The organism is Dactylosporangium sp. NPDC006015 (genome assembly GCF_040614215.1).
Lineage (GTDB): Bacteria > Actinomycetota > Actinomycetes > Mycobacteriales > Micromonosporaceae > Dactylosporangium > Dactylosporangium maewongense.
Genome location: NZ_JBEXUD010000016.1, coordinates 53867 through 72480, shown reverse-complemented (window position 1 = coordinate 72480; position 18614 = coordinate 53867). Strand labels below are relative to the sequence as shown.

18 protein-coding genes are annotated in these 18614 nt (G+C 72.6%); 14 read left to right on the top strand and 4 right to left on the bottom strand.

The genetic code is table 11. The features are described from left to right. Positions 1-143: 143 nt before the first annotated feature. Positions 144-1313 (bottom strand): histidine kinase, encoded by a 1170-nt coding sequence (locus ABZ321_RS27470; protein WP_354896287.1) that lies wholly within the window; start codon positions 1311-1313, stop codon positions 144-146. Between the two features lie 131 nt (positions 1314-1444). On the opposite strand from ABZ321_RS27470, the gene ABZ321_RS27465 reads away from it, so the two are divergent. Then, complete coding sequence (locus ABZ321_RS27465) at positions 1445-2131, top strand: hypothetical protein (RefSeq protein WP_354896285.1); 687 nt, start codon at positions 1445-1447, stop codon at positions 2129-2131. A 746-nt stretch (positions 2132-2877) separates the two neighbouring features. On the opposite strand, the gene ABZ321_RS27460 is transcribed toward ABZ321_RS27465, so the two are convergent. After that, positions 2878-3813, bottom strand: coding sequence for a WYL domain-containing protein (locus ABZ321_RS27460; RefSeq protein WP_354896282.1), 936 nt, complete (start codon positions 3811-3813; stop codon positions 2878-2880). A gap of 91 nt (positions 3814-3904) precedes the next feature. On the opposite strand from ABZ321_RS27460, the gene ABZ321_RS27455 reads away from it, so the two are divergent. The 3 genes from ABZ321_RS27455 (at position 3905) to ABZ321_RS27445 (ending at position 5133) form a co-directional block, all read left to right on the top strand. Further along, complete coding sequence (locus ABZ321_RS27455) at positions 3905-4288, top strand: VOC family protein (RefSeq protein WP_344499460.1); 384 nt, start codon at positions 3905-3907, stop codon at positions 4286-4288. Positions 4289-4355: 67 nt separating this feature from the next. Next, positions 4356-4853 (top strand): tyrosine protein phosphatase, encoded by a 498-nt coding sequence (locus ABZ321_RS27450; protein ID WP_354896279.1) that lies wholly within the window; start codon positions 4356-4358, stop codon positions 4851-4853. A gap of 133 nt (positions 4854-4986) precedes the next feature. Next, on the top strand, positions 4987-5133 hold the full coding sequence (locus ABZ321_RS27445) for a hypothetical protein (RefSeq protein WP_354896276.1): 147 nt from the start codon (positions 4987-4989) through the stop codon (positions 5131-5133). A 32-nt stretch (positions 5134-5165) separates the two neighbouring features. On the opposite strand, the gene ABZ321_RS27440 is transcribed toward ABZ321_RS27445, so the two are convergent. Next, complete coding sequence (locus ABZ321_RS27440) at positions 5166-6059, bottom strand: LysR family transcriptional regulator (RefSeq protein WP_354896273.1); 894 nt, start codon at positions 6057-6059, stop codon at positions 5166-5168. A gap of 108 nt (positions 6060-6167) precedes the next feature. Here ABZ321_RS27440 and ABZ321_RS27435 point away from each other — a divergent pair, with 108 nt between their 5' ends. From ABZ321_RS27435 to ABZ321_RS27390, 10 genes are read left to right on the top strand one after another with little or no spacing between them, the layout of a single operon-like run. Beyond that, on the top strand, positions 6168-7544 hold the full coding sequence (locus ABZ321_RS27435; RefSeq protein WP_354896270.1) for an LLM class flavin-dependent oxidoreductase: 1377 nt from the start codon (positions 6168-6170) through the stop codon (positions 7542-7544). Continuing rightward, a complete protein-coding gene (locus ABZ321_RS27430; protein ID WP_354896267.1) occupies positions 7541-8941 on the top strand; it encodes an NtaA/DmoA family FMN-dependent monooxygenase in 1401 nt (466 codons plus the stop codon). Before ABZ321_RS27435 ends, ABZ321_RS27430 begins: the two co-directional genes overlap by 4 nt. Further along, positions 8938-10551, top strand: a complete 1614-nt coding sequence (locus tag ABZ321_RS27425) for an ABC transporter substrate-binding protein (RefSeq protein WP_354896264.1) — start codon at positions 8938-8940, stop codon at positions 10549-10551. The genes ABZ321_RS27430 and ABZ321_RS27425 overlap by 4 nt, the downstream gene beginning before the upstream one ends. Beyond that, positions 10548-11498 (top strand): ABC transporter permease, encoded by a 951-nt coding sequence (locus ABZ321_RS27420; protein WP_354896261.1) that lies wholly within the window; start codon positions 10548-10550, stop codon positions 11496-11498. The genes ABZ321_RS27425 and ABZ321_RS27420 overlap by 4 nt, the downstream gene beginning before the upstream one ends. After that, positions 11495-12337, top strand: a complete 843-nt coding sequence (locus ABZ321_RS27415) for an ABC transporter permease (protein WP_354896258.1) — start codon at positions 11495-11497, stop codon at positions 12335-12337. Before ABZ321_RS27420 ends, ABZ321_RS27415 begins: the two co-directional genes overlap by 4 nt. Then, entirely contained in the window at positions 12334-13983 is a 1650-nt protein-coding gene (locus ABZ321_RS27410) for an ABC transporter ATP-binding protein (protein ID WP_354896255.1), read from the top strand. Before ABZ321_RS27415 ends, ABZ321_RS27410 begins: the two co-directional genes overlap by 4 nt. Next, on the top strand, positions 13980-15149 hold the full coding sequence (locus ABZ321_RS27405; RefSeq protein WP_354896252.1) for an acyl-CoA dehydrogenase family protein: 1170 nt from the start codon (positions 13980-13982) through the stop codon (positions 15147-15149). Before ABZ321_RS27410 ends, ABZ321_RS27405 begins: the two co-directional genes overlap by 4 nt. Beyond that, entirely contained in the window at positions 15146-16402 is a 1257-nt protein-coding gene (locus tag ABZ321_RS27400) for an SfnB family sulfur acquisition oxidoreductase (RefSeq protein ID WP_354896249.1), read from the top strand. The genes ABZ321_RS27405 and ABZ321_RS27400 overlap by 4 nt, the downstream gene beginning before the upstream one ends. Beyond that, the gene (locus tag ABZ321_RS27395) at positions 16402-17553 is read left to right on the top strand and encodes an LLM class flavin-dependent oxidoreductase (protein ID WP_344499484.1); all 1152 of its coding nucleotides are present in this window, start codon (positions 16402-16404) and stop codon (positions 17551-17553) included. The genes ABZ321_RS27400 and ABZ321_RS27395 overlap by 1 nt, the downstream gene beginning before the upstream one ends. After that, complete coding sequence (locus ABZ321_RS27390; RefSeq protein WP_344499486.1) at positions 17550-18053, top strand: flavin reductase family protein; 504 nt, start codon at positions 17550-17552, stop codon at positions 18051-18053. The genes ABZ321_RS27395 and ABZ321_RS27390 overlap by 4 nt, the downstream gene beginning before the upstream one ends. On the opposite strand, the gene ABZ321_RS27385 is transcribed toward ABZ321_RS27390, so the two are convergent. Beyond that, a complete protein-coding gene (locus ABZ321_RS27385; protein WP_344499488.1) occupies positions 18050-18610 on the bottom strand; it encodes a hypothetical protein in 561 nt (186 codons plus the stop codon). The two genes, ABZ321_RS27390 and ABZ321_RS27385, sit on opposite strands and share 4 nt — an antisense overlap. Between the last annotated feature and the right edge of the window lie 4 nt (positions 18611-18614).

Below are 18614 nucleotides of genomic sequence, written 5' to 3'. Positions count from 1 at the left end.
ACTCGGCTGCTCGGTCCCGCTCGGCTGCTCGGCCCTGCCTGGTTGCTCGGGCACGCTTGGCTGCCCGGGTCCGTCTGGCTGTCCGGTGCCGCTCGGCCGGCCGACCCCGATTGGCTGCCCGGCTCCGCTCGGCCGAGGTGGGCTTACGGCGGCCATGGGAGCCAGGCCTGGAGGCGGAACGTGTCGCGGTCGGTGCCGTGCTCGACCCGGCCGCCCGCGAGAGCGACGCGCTCGCGCAGGCCGACGAGGCCCAGGCCCGAGCCCGGAATCGGCGAACGGTGCGCCTGGGCCAGGTCGTTGGTGACCGTGACCCGCAGCTCCGCGCCGGCGGTGCCGTCGAGGCGCACCTGGACGTCGCTGCCGGGGGCGTGCTTGCGGGCATTCGTCAGGCCCTCCTGCACGAACCGGTACACGGTCCGCCCGAGCATCACGGCCGGGCCGTCTGCCGGTACCGTCGAGATGAAGCCGACCGTCATGCCCGAGGCGCGGGCCGTGTCGACGAGGTCGGGCAGGTCGCCGAGGCCGGGCTGCGGCGGCTCGGGCCGGTCCCGCAGGATCCCGAACACCGTGCGCAGCTCCTGCAGCGCCTCGTGCGCGCTGCCCCGGATCGCGCCGGCGGCGAGCGCCGTCTCCTCCGGCCGCGCGTCGGTGCGCACCTCGAGCGCCCCCGCGTGCAGGCTGATCAGCGACAGCCGGTGGGCGAGGACGTCGTGCATCTCCCGGGCGATCCGCGTGCGCTCGGTCAGCCGTGCCTGCTCGACCCGCAGGTGCTGCTCGGCCTCGAGACGCGCCGCATGGTCCCGCAGTGACTGGGTCAGCCGCCGGTACGCCCGCACGAACAGTCCCCACCCGACGGCCGCGGCCGTGACCACGGACCGCATCAGCAGGTCGACCCACAGGGGGAACGGCGGGTCGTGCTGCAGCAGGAAGTACACGGCGGCGGTGGCCACGTTGGCCGCGCCGAGCCACAGCACGACCGCCGCCCGATGCCGGACCGCGACCGTGAACAGGGCCACGGTGATCGCCCCGGTCGCCATGACCGACACCGCCCCGAAGGGCAGCAGCGCCAGCGCCACCGCGCGCGGATGTCGCCGCCGCACGACCAGCGTGAGGACGCACAGCACGCCGATGCCCACGTCCACCTGCCAGGGGATGGCCGCGCCGGGCTTCGTCGCGTCGCCGAGCGGCACCATCAGCGCCCCATACACCGTGGCCAGCCCGATCGCGATCGCGTCGGCCAGCCGATCACGCCGGCGCGTCGACATGTCGTCCCCGGGGCCGGGGACGAGCAGTGCGAACAGCAGCGCCGACATGCACGCAGCCTACGAGCGACACCGCCGCGGCGGCACCTACCAAAGTTGGGTATCGGTCCCCATAATCTGGCCGATGCGCCGCCGAGCTGCCCGCGTCAGAGTTGGCCTCAGATCGAAACGGAGGCGACCCGATGTGGCAGCACACACTCACCGCGATCCGGCGATGCATAGGAACAAGGCGCCGACGCTGGCTGGTCGCGGCCACCCTGCTGGTGGGCGCGGCGGTGGCGCTCGGTGCGCCCGACCGCACCCTCGCCGGGCTCAGCGACCCGGCGCAGAGTCTGATGTCGGTCACCGTGCCGCTGCTCGGCATCCTGCTCGTCCATGACCTGCACCGCTCGGACATCCGCGCCCGCCTGACTCCGACGCTGCTGGCCGCAGTCCTGGTGGCGGCCGGCGTCGGCGCGCTCGGCATGCTGTTCTGCGCGACGGGCCTGGCGTTCAAGGCGTCGGCAGGCGCATGGGACCACGCGGCGACCATCGCGGCCGGCGGCGTGCTGGTGCAGGTGCTCGCCCAGCTGGTCGGCACCGGCATGGGGCTGCTGCTGCGCTCGCCCTGGGCCGCGTTCCCCGCCACGTTCCTGCCGTTCGCGGTGTGGCTCGCGCTGGCTCCCGTCGCCGAGTGGCGTTGGCTCACACCGTACGAGACGGCGCGGCACCTCTTATCTGGCCAGATGAGCACGCGGGCCTGGCTGCAGTGGCTGACCGTCCTGCTGATCTGGGGTGTGGCGCTCAACGCCTTCGGCGCGGTGAGGCATGCCGGTCGCCGCCGCCCAGGAGGAGCCAGCGACGGTTTGAGCGCGCCCGGCGCGGCCTGAGAGTCGTGAAGTCGCGACCTGGCGGCCCGCCGAGCGACGGTTAGCGCCTGTACCAGAAGCGGGGGCGAGGCGAGATCCAAGGGCCGTTTGGGGTGCACCCTGGGTTGTCCGGGAGAAGGGGTTGCATCCGAGTGACCGCGGCGTGCGGCCCGCGCCTGGTCCGGTGCGGTGCGCGGGGTCGGCCTTGGCGAGGCGTCTGGGTCCGCCGCAGCCCGGCATGGGTGGGCGGGTCCGGTGCGGTGCGCGTTGGGTCGGCGTAGGTGGGGTGTTTGGGTTCTGGTCGGGCGAGGGGTGGTTCACGCTGTTGCGGTCTGGAGTGGGTCGGTCGGGTCCGTGCAGGGAGTGTGCTGGGTCGGGGTGGGCGGGGGTGGTTGGGTTCTGGTCGGGTGAGGGGTGGTTCAGGCTGCCGCGGTCTGGAGTGGCTGGGCCGGGGTCGGGGCGGGGTGTGCTGGGGCGGTGTGGGACGGGGTGTTTGGGCTCCGGTCGGGCGTGAGGTAGTTCGGCTTTTGCGGTCGAGTGTCGTGGGCTGGTCTGGTGTGGGGCGTGCCGGGTGGTGGGGGTGGTTGGGCTCTGGTTGGGGTGGTTCAGGCTGTCGCGGTTCTGGTGTGGGTGGGGTCGGGTTCGGTGCGGGGTGTACTGGGTTGACCACGGTGGTGAGTGCGGGCCGGTCGCCGGTGCGGGTGAGGTGTGGGGCTTCGGTTGGGCGCGAGTAGTCGATGCCGGCGCGGCGCGGTGTGGAGCAGGGGTTAGGGGGTCACGTTCAGGAAGCGATGGGCCAGGCGGGTGCAGGCGGCGCGGAGTTCCGGGGGGTCGATGACCTGGAGGTCGGCGTCGAATCTGGCGATGGAGGCGGCGAGGGACATCCATGACCATGACTCGAGGGTCAGGCGGCACTGGTTGGGGGCGAGTTCTTCGACGATGCCGTCGCGGGTGTACTGGGCGACCGTGGCGGCCGGGAGGTCCAGGATCACCACGCCGCGGCAGGTGTTGCGGTGGAAGGTGCCGGTGACGTATGCGGCGACGTCGCCGCCGGGGAGGGGGCGGGGCGTGAACCGGGGGCCGTTCGGGGTGCGCAGGGTGATCCGGTCGGCGCGGAAGATGCGCCAGTCTTTCCTGTCGAGGTCCCAGCCGACCAGGTACCAGCGTCCGGCCCAGGTCACGACGTGGTGGGGCTCGACCCGGCGCGTGCCGCGGTCGGTGTAGTCGAAGCGCAGGACCTCCCGGGCGTGTGCGGCGGTGCTGAGTGCCATGAGTACATCGCCGCCGACCGTTGCCTCGACAGCAGCCGGCACGGGAGCAGCGGCGGTGACGTGCAGGGTGTCGATCCGGTGGCGTAGTCGGGCGGGCATGACCTGCCTGACGGTGTGCAGCGCCCGCGCGGCGGCCTCGGCGGTGCCGTTGCCGGGGGTGGTCGCGGCCACCTGCAGCGCGATGCTCAGCGCGACGGCCTGCTCGTCGTCGAACAGCAGCGGCGGCAGCTCGGTGCCGGCGCCGAGCCGGTAGCCGCCGTCGGGGCCCTTGAGCGCCACGATCGGGTAGCCGAGCTCCCGCAGGCGGTCCACGTCCCGGCGTACCGTCCGCAGGCTGACCTCGAGCCGCTCGGCGAGCAGCAGCCCCGGCCAGTCCCGCCGCGTCTGCAGCAGCGACAGCAGGGCGAGCAGGCGCGCGGAGGTCTTCGGCATGAGATCCATCTTGCCTGCCATAGGTGCCACAACCTGGCACCTACCGCTGGCAGCCTCGGGTCGCACAGCCAGACAAACACGAGGAGATACGATGAGCATCACCACGACCACGCACCTGAACTTCCGCGGCGACGCCCGTCAGGCGCTGGAGTTCTACCAGTCCGCCTTCGGCGGGGAGATCGTCCTCGTCCCCCACGCCGACGACGTGGAGCACGTCATGTGGGGTCAGGTCCGGGCGGACAACGGCTTCCACGTCATGGCCTACGACGTGCCCGCCGCGCTGTCGTACGACGCCGGCGACAAGCCCGTCTTCGTCTCGGTCCGCGGCAGCGATGCCGGCGAGATCACCGCCTACTGGAAGGCGCTGTCCAGCGGCGCGACGATCGTCCAGGACCTCGCGCCGTCCGGTTGGTCGCCGCTGTACGGCATGCTCAAGGACCGCTTCGGCGTCACCTGGGTCCTCGACGTCGCCTGACCCACATCCACGCTGTCCGCCGGCACGGCCTACCCGTGCCGGCGGGCCACAGAGCAAACGGAGCCGCATGCGCCCGAACCTGTTCACCGTCGACCTGCCGGGGCCTGGCCGGGTCAGTACCATGGCGAAACTGCGCGGTGGGGACTGGCTCGCGGACGAGATGGCCGCCCTGCGCGGGGCCGGCGTCGGTGTGCTGGTGTGCGCGCTGACCGCCGAGGAGCTGGTCGAGGTCGACCTCGCCGACGAGCCTCGGGCGGCCGGCGACGCGGGCCTGGAGTTCGTGGCGGTCCCGATCCCGGACCGCGGCGTGCCGGCGCCCGGAGCGGTCCTGCCCGAGCTGCGACGCCTCGCCGGCCTGGTCCGCGCCGGCGGGCACGTGGTGACGCACTGCCGGTTCGGGATCGGGCGCTCGGCCATGCTCGCGGTCGGCATCCTGGCCCTCAACGGCGTCCCGCCCGCGCTCGCCTGGCAGCGCCTCGAGGACGCGCGCGGCGTGCCCGTCCCCGACACCCCTGACCAGCGGACCTGGCCGGACGCGCTGCTGGCGGCGGACGGGACACGGTGACGGCCGGGTGCTGCACCGCACCGGCAAGTCGCTGGTGACCGCCGGCAGCTACCGGGGGTACCGGTTGTCGTGAAGACGATCACGACGGCGGCGGCGTGAGCTGGCCGCCTGCCGGTGGTTCGGGGAGCCGGAGGTGCTGTGGGCCGACGACCGGGTGATGGTGCTCAGGGCGCTGCCCGGCGCCCACCTGCACGAGGAGTGCCATCTCGACCGGGATCTCGATGCGGCGACGGTACGGGCGGCGCTCACGACCCTCCGGCGGGTGCAAGCGGGAGCCTGAGACGGTCGGCTGCAAGCGGGAGCCTGAGAGGGTCAGGTGCGGGCGCGGGCGCGTAGGTGGGACAGGATCTCGACGATGGCCGGCGGGACCCGGGGCTGGCGGCGGTGCAGGGCGGCCATGGTGACGACCGTGGTGTCGCCGCGCAGGGGCCTGGTGACGATGAGGCCGGCGCGTTCGAGCGGGTCGCCGTGCACGCTGTAGTCGGGCAGGACGGTGAGGCCGATGCCCTCGGCGACCATCATCTTGCCCATCTCCGCCCCGTCGGTGGAGTGCCAGCGGGCCGGCAGGTCGGCGCCGAAGAGGCGGTGGGCGAAGCGGTGCATGAGGTAGCCCGCGCGCATGGCGACGAAGCGCTCGGAGCGCAGGTCGTCGACGGTGACCTCGGCGCCCGCGGCGAGCGGGTGGCCGGCGGGCAGGACGGCGGCGGGGCGGCCGGTGAGCAGCGGTGTCGCCTCGAGGTCCGGTGGCACGTCGTCGCCGTCGAGGAGGTTGACGAGGCCCAGGTCGAGGGTGCCCTCGGCGAGTGACACGTGGATCTCGTCCTGCTGAAGGTTGCGGACCTCGACCACGGCGGCGCTGTCGGCGGCCTGGAAGGCGCGCACGGCGGGCAGGACGAGCGCGGCGGTGCCGGCGTTGACGGTGCCGATGCGCAGCAGCCGCCGGCTGGTCCGCTGGTTGCCGGCGGCGGCCTTGAGCCGGTCCACGGCCTCCAGGACGTCGACGATCGGCTGCAGCAGCTCCTGACCCGCGGCGCTGATCCGGGCGCCCGAGCGGCGCCGGTCCAGCAGTCGCACGCCCAGCTCCTGTTCGAGCTTGCGGATCGCCTCGCTCAGCGCGGGCTGCGACACGTGCAGCTCCTCGCCGGCACGGCGCAGGGAGCCGTGCCGGGTCACCGCGGCCAGGTATGTGAGCTGCTCGATCCGCATGCGCACTCCAAACGTGGATGGGGGGATCGGCAACGCCTTCCACCCGGGGTCTTGCGCGTCAATACCCTACTAAGTCTATAGTATTTACAGAGAAACAAGGAGAGACGCATGCGACCCCTGCACTTCGCCGCTTTCGTGATGAACACCACCGGCCACATCATTCAGGGCACCTGGCGCCGGCCGGGCGCCCGCCAGGCCGACTTCAACAGCCTCGACCTGTGGGTCGACCTCGCCAGGACCCTGGAGCGCGGCACGTTCGACGCGATCTTCTTCGCCGACGTGGTCGGGCTGTACGCGCCGTACCGTGGCGACGAACGCAAATACGTCGAGGCCGGCCTGCAGGTGCCGAGCAACGACCCTTCGGTGCTCGCGAGCGCCATCGCCTACGCGACGGAGCACCTCGGGATCGCCTTCACCGCGTCGATCCTGCAGGAGCACCCGTTCAACTTCGCCCGCCGCATCTCCACGCTCGACCATGCCAGCAAGGGCCGCATCGCCTGGAACATCGTCACGAACTACCTGCCCAACGCGTCGCGCAACTTCGGCCTGGAAGGGCTGACGAAGCACGACGAGCGCTACGCGTGGGCCGACGAGTACGTCGACGTCACGTACAAGCTGTGGGAAGGCTCGTGGGAGGACGACGCGCTCGTCCAGGACCGCGCGACCGGCATCCACGCCGACTACGACAAGATCCACCGGATCGACCACGAGGGCCCGCGGTACAAGGTGGAAGGCCCGCACCTGGTGAGCCCGTCGCCGCAGCGAACGCCGCTGCTCTTCCAGGCCGGCGCGTCGGAGGCGGGCCGCACGTTCGCCGCGAAGAACGCCGAGGCGGTGTTCATCGTCGCGCCGGGCGTCGAGGCCGCCGCCCGCGACACCGCCGACATCCGCGCCCGCGCCGTCCAGCTCGGCCGCTCGCCGCACGACCTGAAGTTCTTCCAGGGCCTGCACTTCGTCGTCGGCTCCACGGAGGAGGAGGCGAAGCGCCGCAGCGACGAGCTCGACCAGTGGATCGACTACGACGCCCAGCTGTCGCACATGTCGGGCGCGATCGGCATCGACCTCGGTCACGAGGCCCTCAGAGACCTCGACCGGCCCGTCGGCGAGCTGAAGACCGAGGGCGTCCAGTCGATCCTCGGCTGGATCAACGACCTGGTCACCGACCGCCCGCCGACGCTGCGCGACGTCGCGCACTACACCTCCCACAACGGCCGCGTCACCGGCACCCCGGAGCAGATCGCCGACCAGCTGGAGCGCTGGCGGGCCGCGGGCGTCGACGGCATCAACGTCGTCAACGCCGAGATCCCCGGCAGCTACGAGGAGTTCGTCGACCACGTCATCCCGGTGCTGCGCGACCGCGGTCTGGCCCGGCGCGAGTACCGCGAGGGCACGCTGCGCCAGAAGCTCTTCGGCCACGGCGACCGGCTGCCCGTGACGCACCCGGCGGCGCGGTACCGGCGGGCACGAGTGGGAGCAGCGTCGTGAAGCGCCTCATCCTCAACCTGTTCGAGATGAACTGCGTCAGCCACATCACCCACGGGCTGTGGCGGCTGCCGGACAACAACCGCGAGCGGTTCAACGACATCGAGTACTGGACCGAGCTCGCCGTGCTGCTCGAGGAGGGCGGCTTCGACGCGGTCTTCCTCGCCGACGTCGTCGGCACCTACGACACGTTCCGCGGCTCCGCGGCCACCGCCATCCGGCAGGGCCTGCAGATCCCCAACAACGACCCGGCGTCGGTGGTGCCGGCGATGGCGGCCGTCACGAAGCACCTCGGGTTCGGCATCACGTTCTCCACCACCTACGAGCCGCCGTTCGCGTGGGCGCGCCGGGCCAGCACCCTCGACCACCTCACCAAGGGCCGGGTCGGCTGGAACATCGTCACGTCCTACCTGCCCAACGCGGCCCGCAACTTCGGCCACGACGACGAGGTCGAGCACGACAACCGGTTCGAGCGGGCCGACGAGTACCTCGACGTGCTGTACAAGCTGTGGGAAGGCTCCTGGGACGACGACGCGATCGTCGCCGACCGGGACGGCAACGTGTTCGCCGACCCGGCGAAGATCCGCCCGATCCACCACGAGGGCGAGTACTTCAAGGTCGAGGGGCCGCACCTGCCGTCGCCGAGCCGGCAGCGCACCCCGGTGCTGTTCACGGCCACCGCCAGCGCGGCCGGCACCAGGTTCGCCGGCAAGCACGCCGAGGTCGTCTTCACCGGCGGCCCGTCCACCGAGGCCCTGCAGAAGACGATCGCGGGCATCCGCGAGGCGGCCGTCGCCGCCGGGCGGCGCGCCGGCGACGTCAAGTTCATCACCATCGCCGGCGTCGTCGTGGCGCCGACCGAGACCGAGGCGAAGGCGAAGTTCGCGCGGTACCAGGAGCTCGCCAACGCCGAGGGCTACCTCGCCCACGCGGGCCTGCCCTGGGACCCGACCGCCTTCCCGCCGGACGCGAAGGTCGGCGACGTCGCCAGCGGCGGCGAGGGCCGGGTCAGCCGGTTCCGCGTCATCGACCCCGAGCAGACCGTCGGCGAGCTCCTGCAGGGCTTCGGCGACCTGGGCCGGCAGCCGCTGCTGGCCGTCGGCGACCCGCAGCAGGTCGCCGACGAGATCGAGCGCTGGCTCGACGAGGTCGGCATCGACGGCATCAACCTGCTGCAGTACCACTCCCACGAGACCACCCGCGACTTCATCGAGCACGTCGTGCCCGTCCTTCGGCAGCGCGGCCGCCTGCGGAGCGAATACGACGAGCGCGAGTCCCTGCGCGATCGCATCTTCGGCGACGGCGACCGGCTACCCGGCCGGCACTTCGGCACGCGGTACCGCGGCGGCGCCCACCTCCCGGTCAGCGGCATCACCGATCCAGTGAAGGAAACCCCGTGAGAAGAACCCTTGTTGCCCTCATCCTGGCGACCGCGTCGCTGAGCGCATGCGGCGCCGCGGAGGCGACCGGCGACGGGACGCCGAAGACCGGCGGCACCATCGTGTACGGGCACGTCCAGGAGCCGCCATGCATCTTCGGCGGCTGGATCCAGCAGGCGTACATCTCCCGCCAGGTCCTCGACGGCCTCGTCACGCTCGCCGAGGACGGCAGCGTCCAGCCGTGGCTGGCGACGAAGTGGGCGGCGTCCGCGGACGGCCTCACGTACACCTTCACCCTCAAGGACGGCGTGAAGTTCACCGACGGCACGCCGGTCGACGCCGAGGCGGTCGCCTGGAACTTCGACCTGTGGGAGAACAAGGGCGGCAACAGCACCGCCAAGGTCTCCATCGACCCGTACTACAAGTCGGCGAAGGCCGTCGACGCCAGGACCGTCGAGATCTCGCTGAACTCGCCGTACCCGCCGTTCCTGAACCTCATCACGCAGGGCTACTTCGGCATCCAGTCGCCGACGGCGTACAAGAGCCGCACGGAGAAGGAGAACTGCGAGAAGCCGATCGGCTCCGGCGGCTTCACCGTCAAGGAGTGGAAGCACGGCGAGGAGGTCGTGCTCGCCAAGAACCCGGCCTACACGTCCTGGCCGGCCACCGCGAAGCACGAGGGCCCGGCGATCGTCGACGAGGTGCGCTGGAAGTTCATCGCCGACGGCGTCTCCCGCTACGCGTCGCTGAGCACCGGTGAGTCCCACGTGGTGTACGAGGTGCCGACGGTCAACTGGAAGGACGCGACCTCGCGGTACCAGACGATCCGCTACATCACGCCCGGCAAGCCCGTCTCGTTCTACATCAACACGAAGACCGGCCCGTTCACCGACGCCGCGGTGCGCAAGGCGTTCGCCTACGGCGCGGACCGGAAGGCCGCCGTCGAGGCCGGCTTCCACGGCGTCATCCCGTACGAGGGCAACCCCGCGGTCAGCCAGTCCACGCCCGGCTACAACGCCGAGGCGGCCAAGGCCTACGCCTACGACCCGGCCAAGGCCAACCAGCTGCTCGACGAGGCCGGCTGGACGGGCCGCAACGCCGACAAGGTCCGCACCAAGGACGGCCAGCCGCTCACCATCAAGCTCGTCTACGGCTCCGGGTTCATCTTCACCCAGGAGGGCGCGACCGTCCTGCAGGTGCTGCAGGAGCAGTGGAAGCAGGTCGGCTTCGACGTGAAGCTGATCCCCGCGACCCAGGCCGAGCTTTGGGGCGGCAAGTACTCCGACCCGAGCACGTTCGACGCCACCCCGTCCTACTGGACCAGCCCGAGCGCCGCGATCCTGTGGATCGTGTGGCGGCCCTCGACCGCGGAGAAGCCGAACGGCAGCAACCGGTCCTTCTACAACAACGAGACGCTGTCCACCACGATCCAGCAGGCCAACGCCGAGGCCGACGCCGCGAAGGCCAACGCCCTGTACGGCAAGGCACAGCAGATCATCCAGGACGACGCGGCCGGGATCGGCCTGTACACGCAGAACTCCACCTACGCCGTCGCCCAGAACCTGAAGAACGTGTGGCTCGAGAAGAGCCAGGGCGAGCCGGTCTTCTCCGACGCGTACTTCGTCGGATGAGCGCCGTCATCCGGGTGGTGTTCAAGACCGTGGCGTCCCTGGCGGTGATCGTGGCCGCCGCGTCCGTCACGTTCTTCGCCCAGCTGGCCGTCCCCGGCGACCGGGCCAACACGCTGATGAACCTGCAGACCGGGCAGGACAAGCGGTGGAGCGCCGCGGAGCTCGCGCCGCTCAACGAGCGGTTCGGGTTCGACGACCCGGTCGTCGTGCAGTACCTGGACTACCTGAACGGGCTGCTGCACGGTGACCTGGGCACGTCGTACACCCAGAAACGGCCGGTCCTGGAGATCATCGGCGGGCAGCTGCTGCCGAGCCTGACCCTGACCGGCGCGGCGCTGCTCGTCGCCTGGGCGCTCGCCCTCGGCATCACCCTGCTGACCGTGAAACGAGGCCGGTTCCTGACCGGCCTCGGCACCACCTGGGAGGCGCTGACGGCGAGCCTGCCGCACTACTGGGTCGGGGTCGTGCTCCTCGTCGTCTTCGCCGTCCAGCTGCGGGCGTTCCCGATCATCGGGGGCACCAGCGCCTGGGGGAGCGTCCTGCCGGTGCTCACGCTCGCGATCCCGCTCGCCGGCTTCCTCGGCCAGGTGACCCGCGACGAGTTCGAGCAGGTGCTGCGGCAGCCGTTCGTGACCACCGCCCGCACCCGCGGGATGTCGGACCTTGGCGTGCGGCTGCGGCACGTGCTGCGGCACGCGATCCTCCCGGCGGTCACCCTGTCCGGCTGGGCGCTCGGCGCGCTCGTCTCCGGCGCCGTCATCGCCGAGAACATCTTCGGCCGGCCCGGGCTCGGGCAGGTGCTCGTCACCGCGGTCAACACCCGCGACCTGCCGACGGTGTCCGGGATCGTGCTGGTCGTCGCCGCCATCTACGTCGTCGCCAACCTGCTGGTCGACCTCGCGTACGCGCTGATCGACCCGCGGCTGCGGACGGCGGGTGCCCGATGACCACGCTGTCCGTCTCAGCGCGGCGAACCGTGAGCCTGCCGCGGCCCGGCACGGTGTTCTCCCTGCTCGTCGTCGGGTTCGTGGTCGTCGCCGCGATCGCGCCGTGGCTGCTCACCGGCGACAGCCCGACCGCGATCGACCTGACCGCGACCCTGCGGGCGCCGTCGCTGCAACATCCGTTCGGCACCGACGACGCCGGCCGCGACCTGCTCACCCGCGTCATCTACGGGGCGCGCGAGTCGCTCGGCCTCGGCCTGGGCGCGACCGCGCTGGCGTTCGCCTTCGCGATCGGCCTGGGCTTCACGGCGGCGCTCGCCGGCGGGGTCGTCGACGCGGCCATCACCCGGGTCCTCGAGGTCGCGTTCGCGTTCCCGTCGCTGCTGCTGGCCCTGCTGGTCATCGCGGTCCGCGGCCCGTCGCTCGCCACGTCGATCGTCGCGGTCGGGATCGGCTCCGCGCCCGGGTACGCCCGGATGATCCGCGGACAGGTCCTCGCCGTGCGGCAGGCCGGGTTCATCGAGGCGGCCACCGCGCTCGGGCACGGCAGGCTCACCGTCATCCGGCGGCACCTGTTCCCCAACGCCATGCGGCCGCTCGTCGCGGTCGCGACCCTCGGCGTCGGCCAGTCGATCGTGTGGGCGTCGGCGCTGTCGTTCCTCGGCCTCGGCGTCGCCCCGCCCAGCTCCGAGTGGGGCGCGCTGCTGGACGCCGGCCGCCTGCACATCACCACCTCGTGGTGGCTGGAGATCCTGCCCGGCGTCGTGATCGTGCTGGTGGCGCTGTCCGTGACCTCGCTCGGCCGCACCCTGCAGCACCGACTCGGAGGAGCCGCCCGATGACCACAGTGGACGCACGACCGTTGGTGAAACAGGCGACGCTGCTGCGGGTCGAGAACCTGCGGGTGGCGTTCGGCGGCGACGAGGTCGTCAAGGGGATCTCGTTCACCGCACGGCCCGGGCAGTGCCTCGCGATCGTCGGCGAGTCAGGATCCGGCAAGAGCGTCACCGCCCGCACCCTCGTCGGGCTCACCGGCGCCAGCGCCCGCGTCACCGCGGACCGGATCGACCTGGCCGGCACCGACCTGCTGCACACCTCGGAGCGGGCGTGGCGGGCCGTCCGCGGCCGCCGGGTCGGCTTCGTGCTGCAGGACGCGCTCGTCTCCCTCGACCAGCTGCGCCGGGTCGGCGACGAGGTGTCCGAGCCGCTGCGGATCCACGGGTGGGGCGGCCGCGCCGAACGGGCCGACAAGGCCGTCGAGCTCCTCGGGTCCGTCGGGGTGCCGGAGCCGTCGGTGCGGGCGCGGCAACGGCCGTACGAGCTGTCCGGTGGCCTGCGGCAGCGGGCGCTGATCGCGTCGGCGATCGCCCTGGACCCGCCGCTGCTCATCGCCGACGAGCCGACGACCGCGCTCGACGTCACCGTCCAGGCTCAGGTGCTCGACCTGCTCGCCGCGTCGAAGGCCCGCGGGACGTCGATCATTCTGATCAGCCACGACCTGTCCGTCGTGGCGCGGCTCGCGGACGAGGTCGCCGTGATGCGCGACGGCGAGATCGTCGAGCACGGCCCGGCGGCGCAGGTGTTGTACGAGCCGCGGCACGACTACACGCGGATGCTGCTCGCCGCGATCCCGTCCGAGCACACCCGCGGCACCAGGCTGAGCGGCCCGTCCACAGTGGACCGCAAGCCGAGGACGATCGACCGCGGCCGGCCCGTGCTGGAGGCGCGGCACCTCACGAAGGTGTTCCGCGGACCCGACAAGGTGGACCGGACCGTCGTCGACGACGTGTCGTTCGAGCTGTTCGGCGGCGAGACCCTCGGCATCGTCGGCGAGTCCGGCTCCGGCAAGACCACCACCGCCCGGATCGCCCTCGCCCTCCTGGCGGCGACGTCGGGTGAGGTGCTGCTGCACGGCGAACCCTGGTCGGCGCTGACCAGCGAGCGCCGCCGGCCGCTGCGCAGACAGGTCGGCGTCGTCTACCAGGACCCGCACAGCTCCTTCGACCCGCGCTGGTCCGTCGGCCGCATCCTGACCGACGCGCTCGGCACCGGCGACCGGCCGCCCGGCTCGAAGGCCGAGGCCCGGGAGCGGGCCGTGCGGCTCCTCGAACAGGTCGGCCTCGGCGCCGCCCACCTCGACGCGGCGCCGCTGCGGCTGTCGGGCGGGCAGCGGCAGCGGGTCGCGATCGCCCGCGCGCTCGCGCCCGAGCCGAAGGTCGTCGTGTGCGACGAGCCGGTCTCCGCGCTCGACGTGTCGATCCAGGCGCAGGTGCTCGACCTGCTCACCGACCTGCAGCACGAGCTCGGGGTCAGCTACCTGTTCATCTCCCACGACCTCGGCGTCATCCACCACGTCAGCGACCGGATCCTGGTCATGAAGGACGGCCGGATCGTCGAGCACGGCACCGCCGCCGACGTCTTCGAGCGGCCGCGGCACCCGTACACGCGGCAACTGCTGACCGCGGTGCCCCGGCTGGGGGCGTCATGACGTTCACCGAGCGCTTCGCCCCCGTCTTCGCGCGCATCGCCGAGGGCACCGTCGAGCGGGAGGCCGACCGGCGGCTGCCGGCCGAGGAGGTCGAGTGGCTGCGGGAGGCCGGGTTCACGAAGCTGCGGATCCCCGTCGAGCACGGGGGGCTCGGCGCCACCCTGCCCGAGTTCACCGAGCAGCTCATCGAGCTCGGCCGGGCCGACTCGAACCTGCCGCAGCTGCTGCGCGGGCACATCGGCTTCGTTGAGAGCCGCCTCGCGCACGCTTCTTCGGAGGTCCGCGACCGATGGCTGCGGCGGATCGCGGCCGGCGTGATCGTCGGCAACGCGCAGAGCGAACGCGCCAGCACCTCCTGGTTCGCCCCCGAGAGCACGCTGCGCCCCGCCGGTGACGGCTACCGGCTCGACGGCCGGAAGTTCTACTCCACCGGCAGCCTCTTCGCCGACTGGATCCAGACCACCGCCGCCGGGAAGGACGGCACGGTGAACGTCCTCGTCCCCGCATCCGCGCCCGGCGTGACCCGAATCGACGACTGGGACGGCTTCGGGCAGCGGCTCACCGGCAGCGGCACCACGATCTTCGAGGACGTGCCGGTCGCCGCCGAGGACGTCGAGCCCTTCGAGGAGACCCGCTCCACCCTGATGGCGGTGTTTCAGCTGGTACACCTGGCGAGCCTGGCCGGCATCGCCAGGGCCGCGGTCGCCGACACGATCGCCTACGTGAACGGGCGCACCCGCAACCTGCACAACCCCGCGCACCCGTCGCCGGCCACCGACCCGCAGGTGCAGCAGGTCGTCGGCCGTCTCGCCGGCGCCTCGACCGTCGTGTCCGCCGCGGTCCTGTCGGTGGCCGGCGCCATCTCGGCCGCGCGGTCCGAGCCCGACTCCGACCGCTTTGCAGACCGCGCGGACGTCGCGGACGTCGCGGTCTTCGGGGCGCAGGGCGTGGTCGCGCGGCTCGTCCTCGACCTGACCACCGAGCTGTTCGAGGTCGGCGGCGCGTCCGCGGTCACCGAACGGTTCCGGCTCGACCGGCACTGGCGCAACGCCCGTACCCTCGCCTCCCACAACCCGGTGATCTACCGCGACCGGATCGTCGGGCAGTACCTCCTGGACGGGACCAGCCCCAGCGCGGCGTACGCGAAGCTGCGGGAGGGCGCATGACCCGGGCACTCACCACCGTCCCCGTGCTCACCGCCGGCGCGGCTGTCGAGGTCGCCGCCGGGCTCGCGCGCAGCTTCGCCAGTGATGCCGCCGACCGGGACGCGCGGCGGGTGCTGCCGGTCACGGAGCTCGACGAGCTCAGCGCGTCCGGGCTCCTCGCCATCACCGTGCCCGTACCGTACGGGGGCGCCGGCCTGCCCGTGGAGACCGTCGCCGAGGTCGTCCGGCTGCTGGCGACCGGCGACCCGAACATCGCGCAGATCCCGCACAGCCACTACGCGTACATCGGCCAGCTGCGCCGCAACGGCACCGACGCCCAGCGGCGGCAGCTCTTCGGGGAGGTGCTCGCGGGGCGCCGCTTCGGCAACGCCCAGTCCGAGGCCGGCACGAAGCACGTCCGGGACATCCGGACCACGCTGACCGCTCTTGGCGACGACCGCTGGCGCCTCGACGGCCGCAAGTTCTACGCCACCGGGGCGCTGCTCGCGCACCGCATCCCCGTGCTCGCCCACCTCGGGCCCGACGGGCCGCTGCACGTCGCGTGGGTCGACCGGCACGCGGACGGCGTGGAGGTCATCGACGACTGGGACGGCCTCGGCCAGCGCACCACCGCCAGCGGCTCCGTCGTGCTGCGCGGCGTCGACGTCCCCGACTCGCTGATCACACCGTACGCGGTGACGTTCGACGGGCCGCAGACCTACGGCGCGTTCGCGCAGGTGCTGCACGCCGCCATCGACGCCGGGATCGCCCGCGCCGCGCTCACGGAGGCCGCCGCGTTCGTGCGGGAGCGCAGCCGCCCGTACCCCGACGCGGGGGTCGACCGGGCCGCGGACGACCCGCTCGTCGTGCACGCGTTCGGCGAGCTGGAGCTGGCCGTCCGGGCGGGGGAGGCGCTGCTCGCCGAGGCGGCCAGGGCGATCGACCGGGCCGACGCCGCGCTCACGGCGGACCCCGCCCGTACCGGTACGGGGCTTTCGGCGGACGCCGCCCGTGCCGACGCTGCCGCCCTCACCGGCGCGGCGTCGCTCGCCGTCGCCGCCGCGCGGGCCACCACCAGCCGCGCCGCGGTCGACGCCGGCAGCCGCCTCTTCGAGGTCGCCGGCACCCGGTCCGCGGCCGCGGGGCTCGGCCTCGACCGGCACTGGCGCAACGCCCGCACGCACACCCTTCACGACCCGACCACATGGAAGATCCAGCACCTCGGCCGCTGGGCCGTCGACGGTACCCCACCCCCAAACCACGGACAGGCGTGATGACCGACCTCAAGTTCCACTGGTTCCTGCCCACCAACGGCGGAGACGGCCGGCAGGTCGTCGGCGGCGGACACGGCACCCCAGCCGGTGCCGCCGGCCGCCCGGCCTCCGTGCCGTACCTCGGCCAGATCGCGCGCTCCGCCGAGCAGCTCGGCTTCGAGGCAGCGCTCACCCCCACCGGGGCGTGGTGCGAGGACGCCTGGATCACCACCGCCATGCTGGCGAGCGTCTCCGAGCGGCTGAAGTTCCTCGTCGCGTTCCGCCCCGGCCTCACCTCGCCGTTCCTCGCCGCGCAGATGGCCGGCACCTTCCAGAACCTGTCCGGCGGCCGGCTGCTGCTCAACGTCGTCACCGGCGGCGAGAGCCACGAGCAGCGCATGTACGGCGACTTCCTGGACAAGGACGCCCGCTACGAGCGCTGCGGCGAGTTCCTGGAGATCGTCCGCGACCTGTGGTCCGGCAAGCCCGTCACCTTCGAGGGCCGGCACTTCCAGCTGTCCGACGCGGTGCTCGCGCAGATCCCCGCGCCGCTGCCGCAGGTGTACTTCGGCGGCTCGTCCCCGGCGGCCCTCGACGTCGCGGCCCGTCACGTCGACGTCTACCTCACCTGGGGCGAGCCACCGGCGGCCGTGGCCGCGAAGGTCGCCCGGGTCCGCGACCTCGCCGACGCGGAGGGCCGGCAGCTGGCGTACGGGCTGCGGGTGCACACCATCGCCCGCGACACCGCCGAGGAGGCGTGGGCGGAGGCCGACCGGCTGCTCGCCGGCATCTCCGAGGAGCAGATCCGCCAGGTCCAGGACGGGCTGCGCCGCAGCGAGTCCGAGGGGCAGCGGCGGATGCTCGACCTCAACGGCGGCACCAAGGACGGCCTGGAGATCCACCCGAACCTGTGGGCAGGCGTCGGGCTCGTCCGCGGCGGCGCCGGCACCGCGCTCGTCGGCAGCCACCGGCAGATCGCCGACCTCATCGAGGAGTACGCGGCGGCCGGCATCACCGAGTTCGTGCTGTCCGGCTACCCGCACCTGGAGGAGGCGTACCGCTTCGGCGAAGGCGTCCTGCCCGAGCTGGCCGCCCGCGGCCTCTGGCGGCATCCCGCGCCACCCGCCGGGGCGACCGCTTCCGTGCCGTTCGGCGGGGCGGTGACCCGATGAGCACGCTGCGGACCAACCAGGACCTCGACCCGGCCCGCCTGCGCGAGGTGTTCGGCATCTTCCCCAGCGGCGTGGTCGCGGTCGCCGCGCTGGTCGACGGCGTGCCCGTCGGCCTGGCCGCGAGCTCCTTCACGTCCGTCTCGCTGGACCCGCCGCTGGTGTCGTTCTGCATCGCGAACACGTCGAAGACGTGGCCCGACCTGCGCCGCGCCGCCCACCTGGGAGTCACGATCCTCGCCGAGCACCACTCCGCCGTCGCCCGCCAGCTCGCGGGCGCCGTCGACCGGCGCTTCGACGGCCTGCCCGTCACCGCCACCGCCGACGGTGCCCTCATCCTCGACGACGGCCTGGCCCACTTCGACACCACGATCTACAACGAGGTCCCCGCCGGCGACCACACCATTGTCCTGCTGCGGCTCAGCGCCGCGGGCCGCTCGGCCCTGCCCGACCCGTCCCCGCTCGTCTTCCACCGCAGCAGGTTCGGCCGCCTGGGCTTCTAGTCCCAGCGCTCGATGTGGCGCACGACGTCGGCGAGCTGGCGGTCGCCGACGCCGTCGACCCAGGCGGCGAGCTGGTCGTGCTCCGCGGCGAGCAGCCAACCCTGCCGGATCCCCGTGCGCAGCAGCTCAGTCGTGGGGTGCTCGACCTGGCCCGGTGGGAGCCAGTCGTCGTACAGGCGGATCCAGCCGGTCCGTTCGGTGTGCAACGACATGAACGGCGACGGCTCGTCGCGATGGGCGTACTGCATGCAGTGCCGCAGCCGGACCTGCAGCCAGTCGCTCCACCCGTCCGCGACGAACTGCGCGGCTTCGGCCTCGGCCTCGGCGGGGCGGCCCGCCCGTACCAGTGCGCAACACCGCTCGATCCGGGTGTGCGCGACCTGCTCGCCCGCGCCGATCACCCGCGGCTCGTGGTAGCCGGGCTCGAGGTCCTTCAGCGCCTCCGCGTACGCCGCGAACCGGCCGGCGTCGTACAGCTGCCGGCGCGCCATGCGTGCCTCGTCCTGCACCCGCTCGAACCGCTTGACGGCCCGAGCGTTCAGCCACCCCCGCAACATCGGG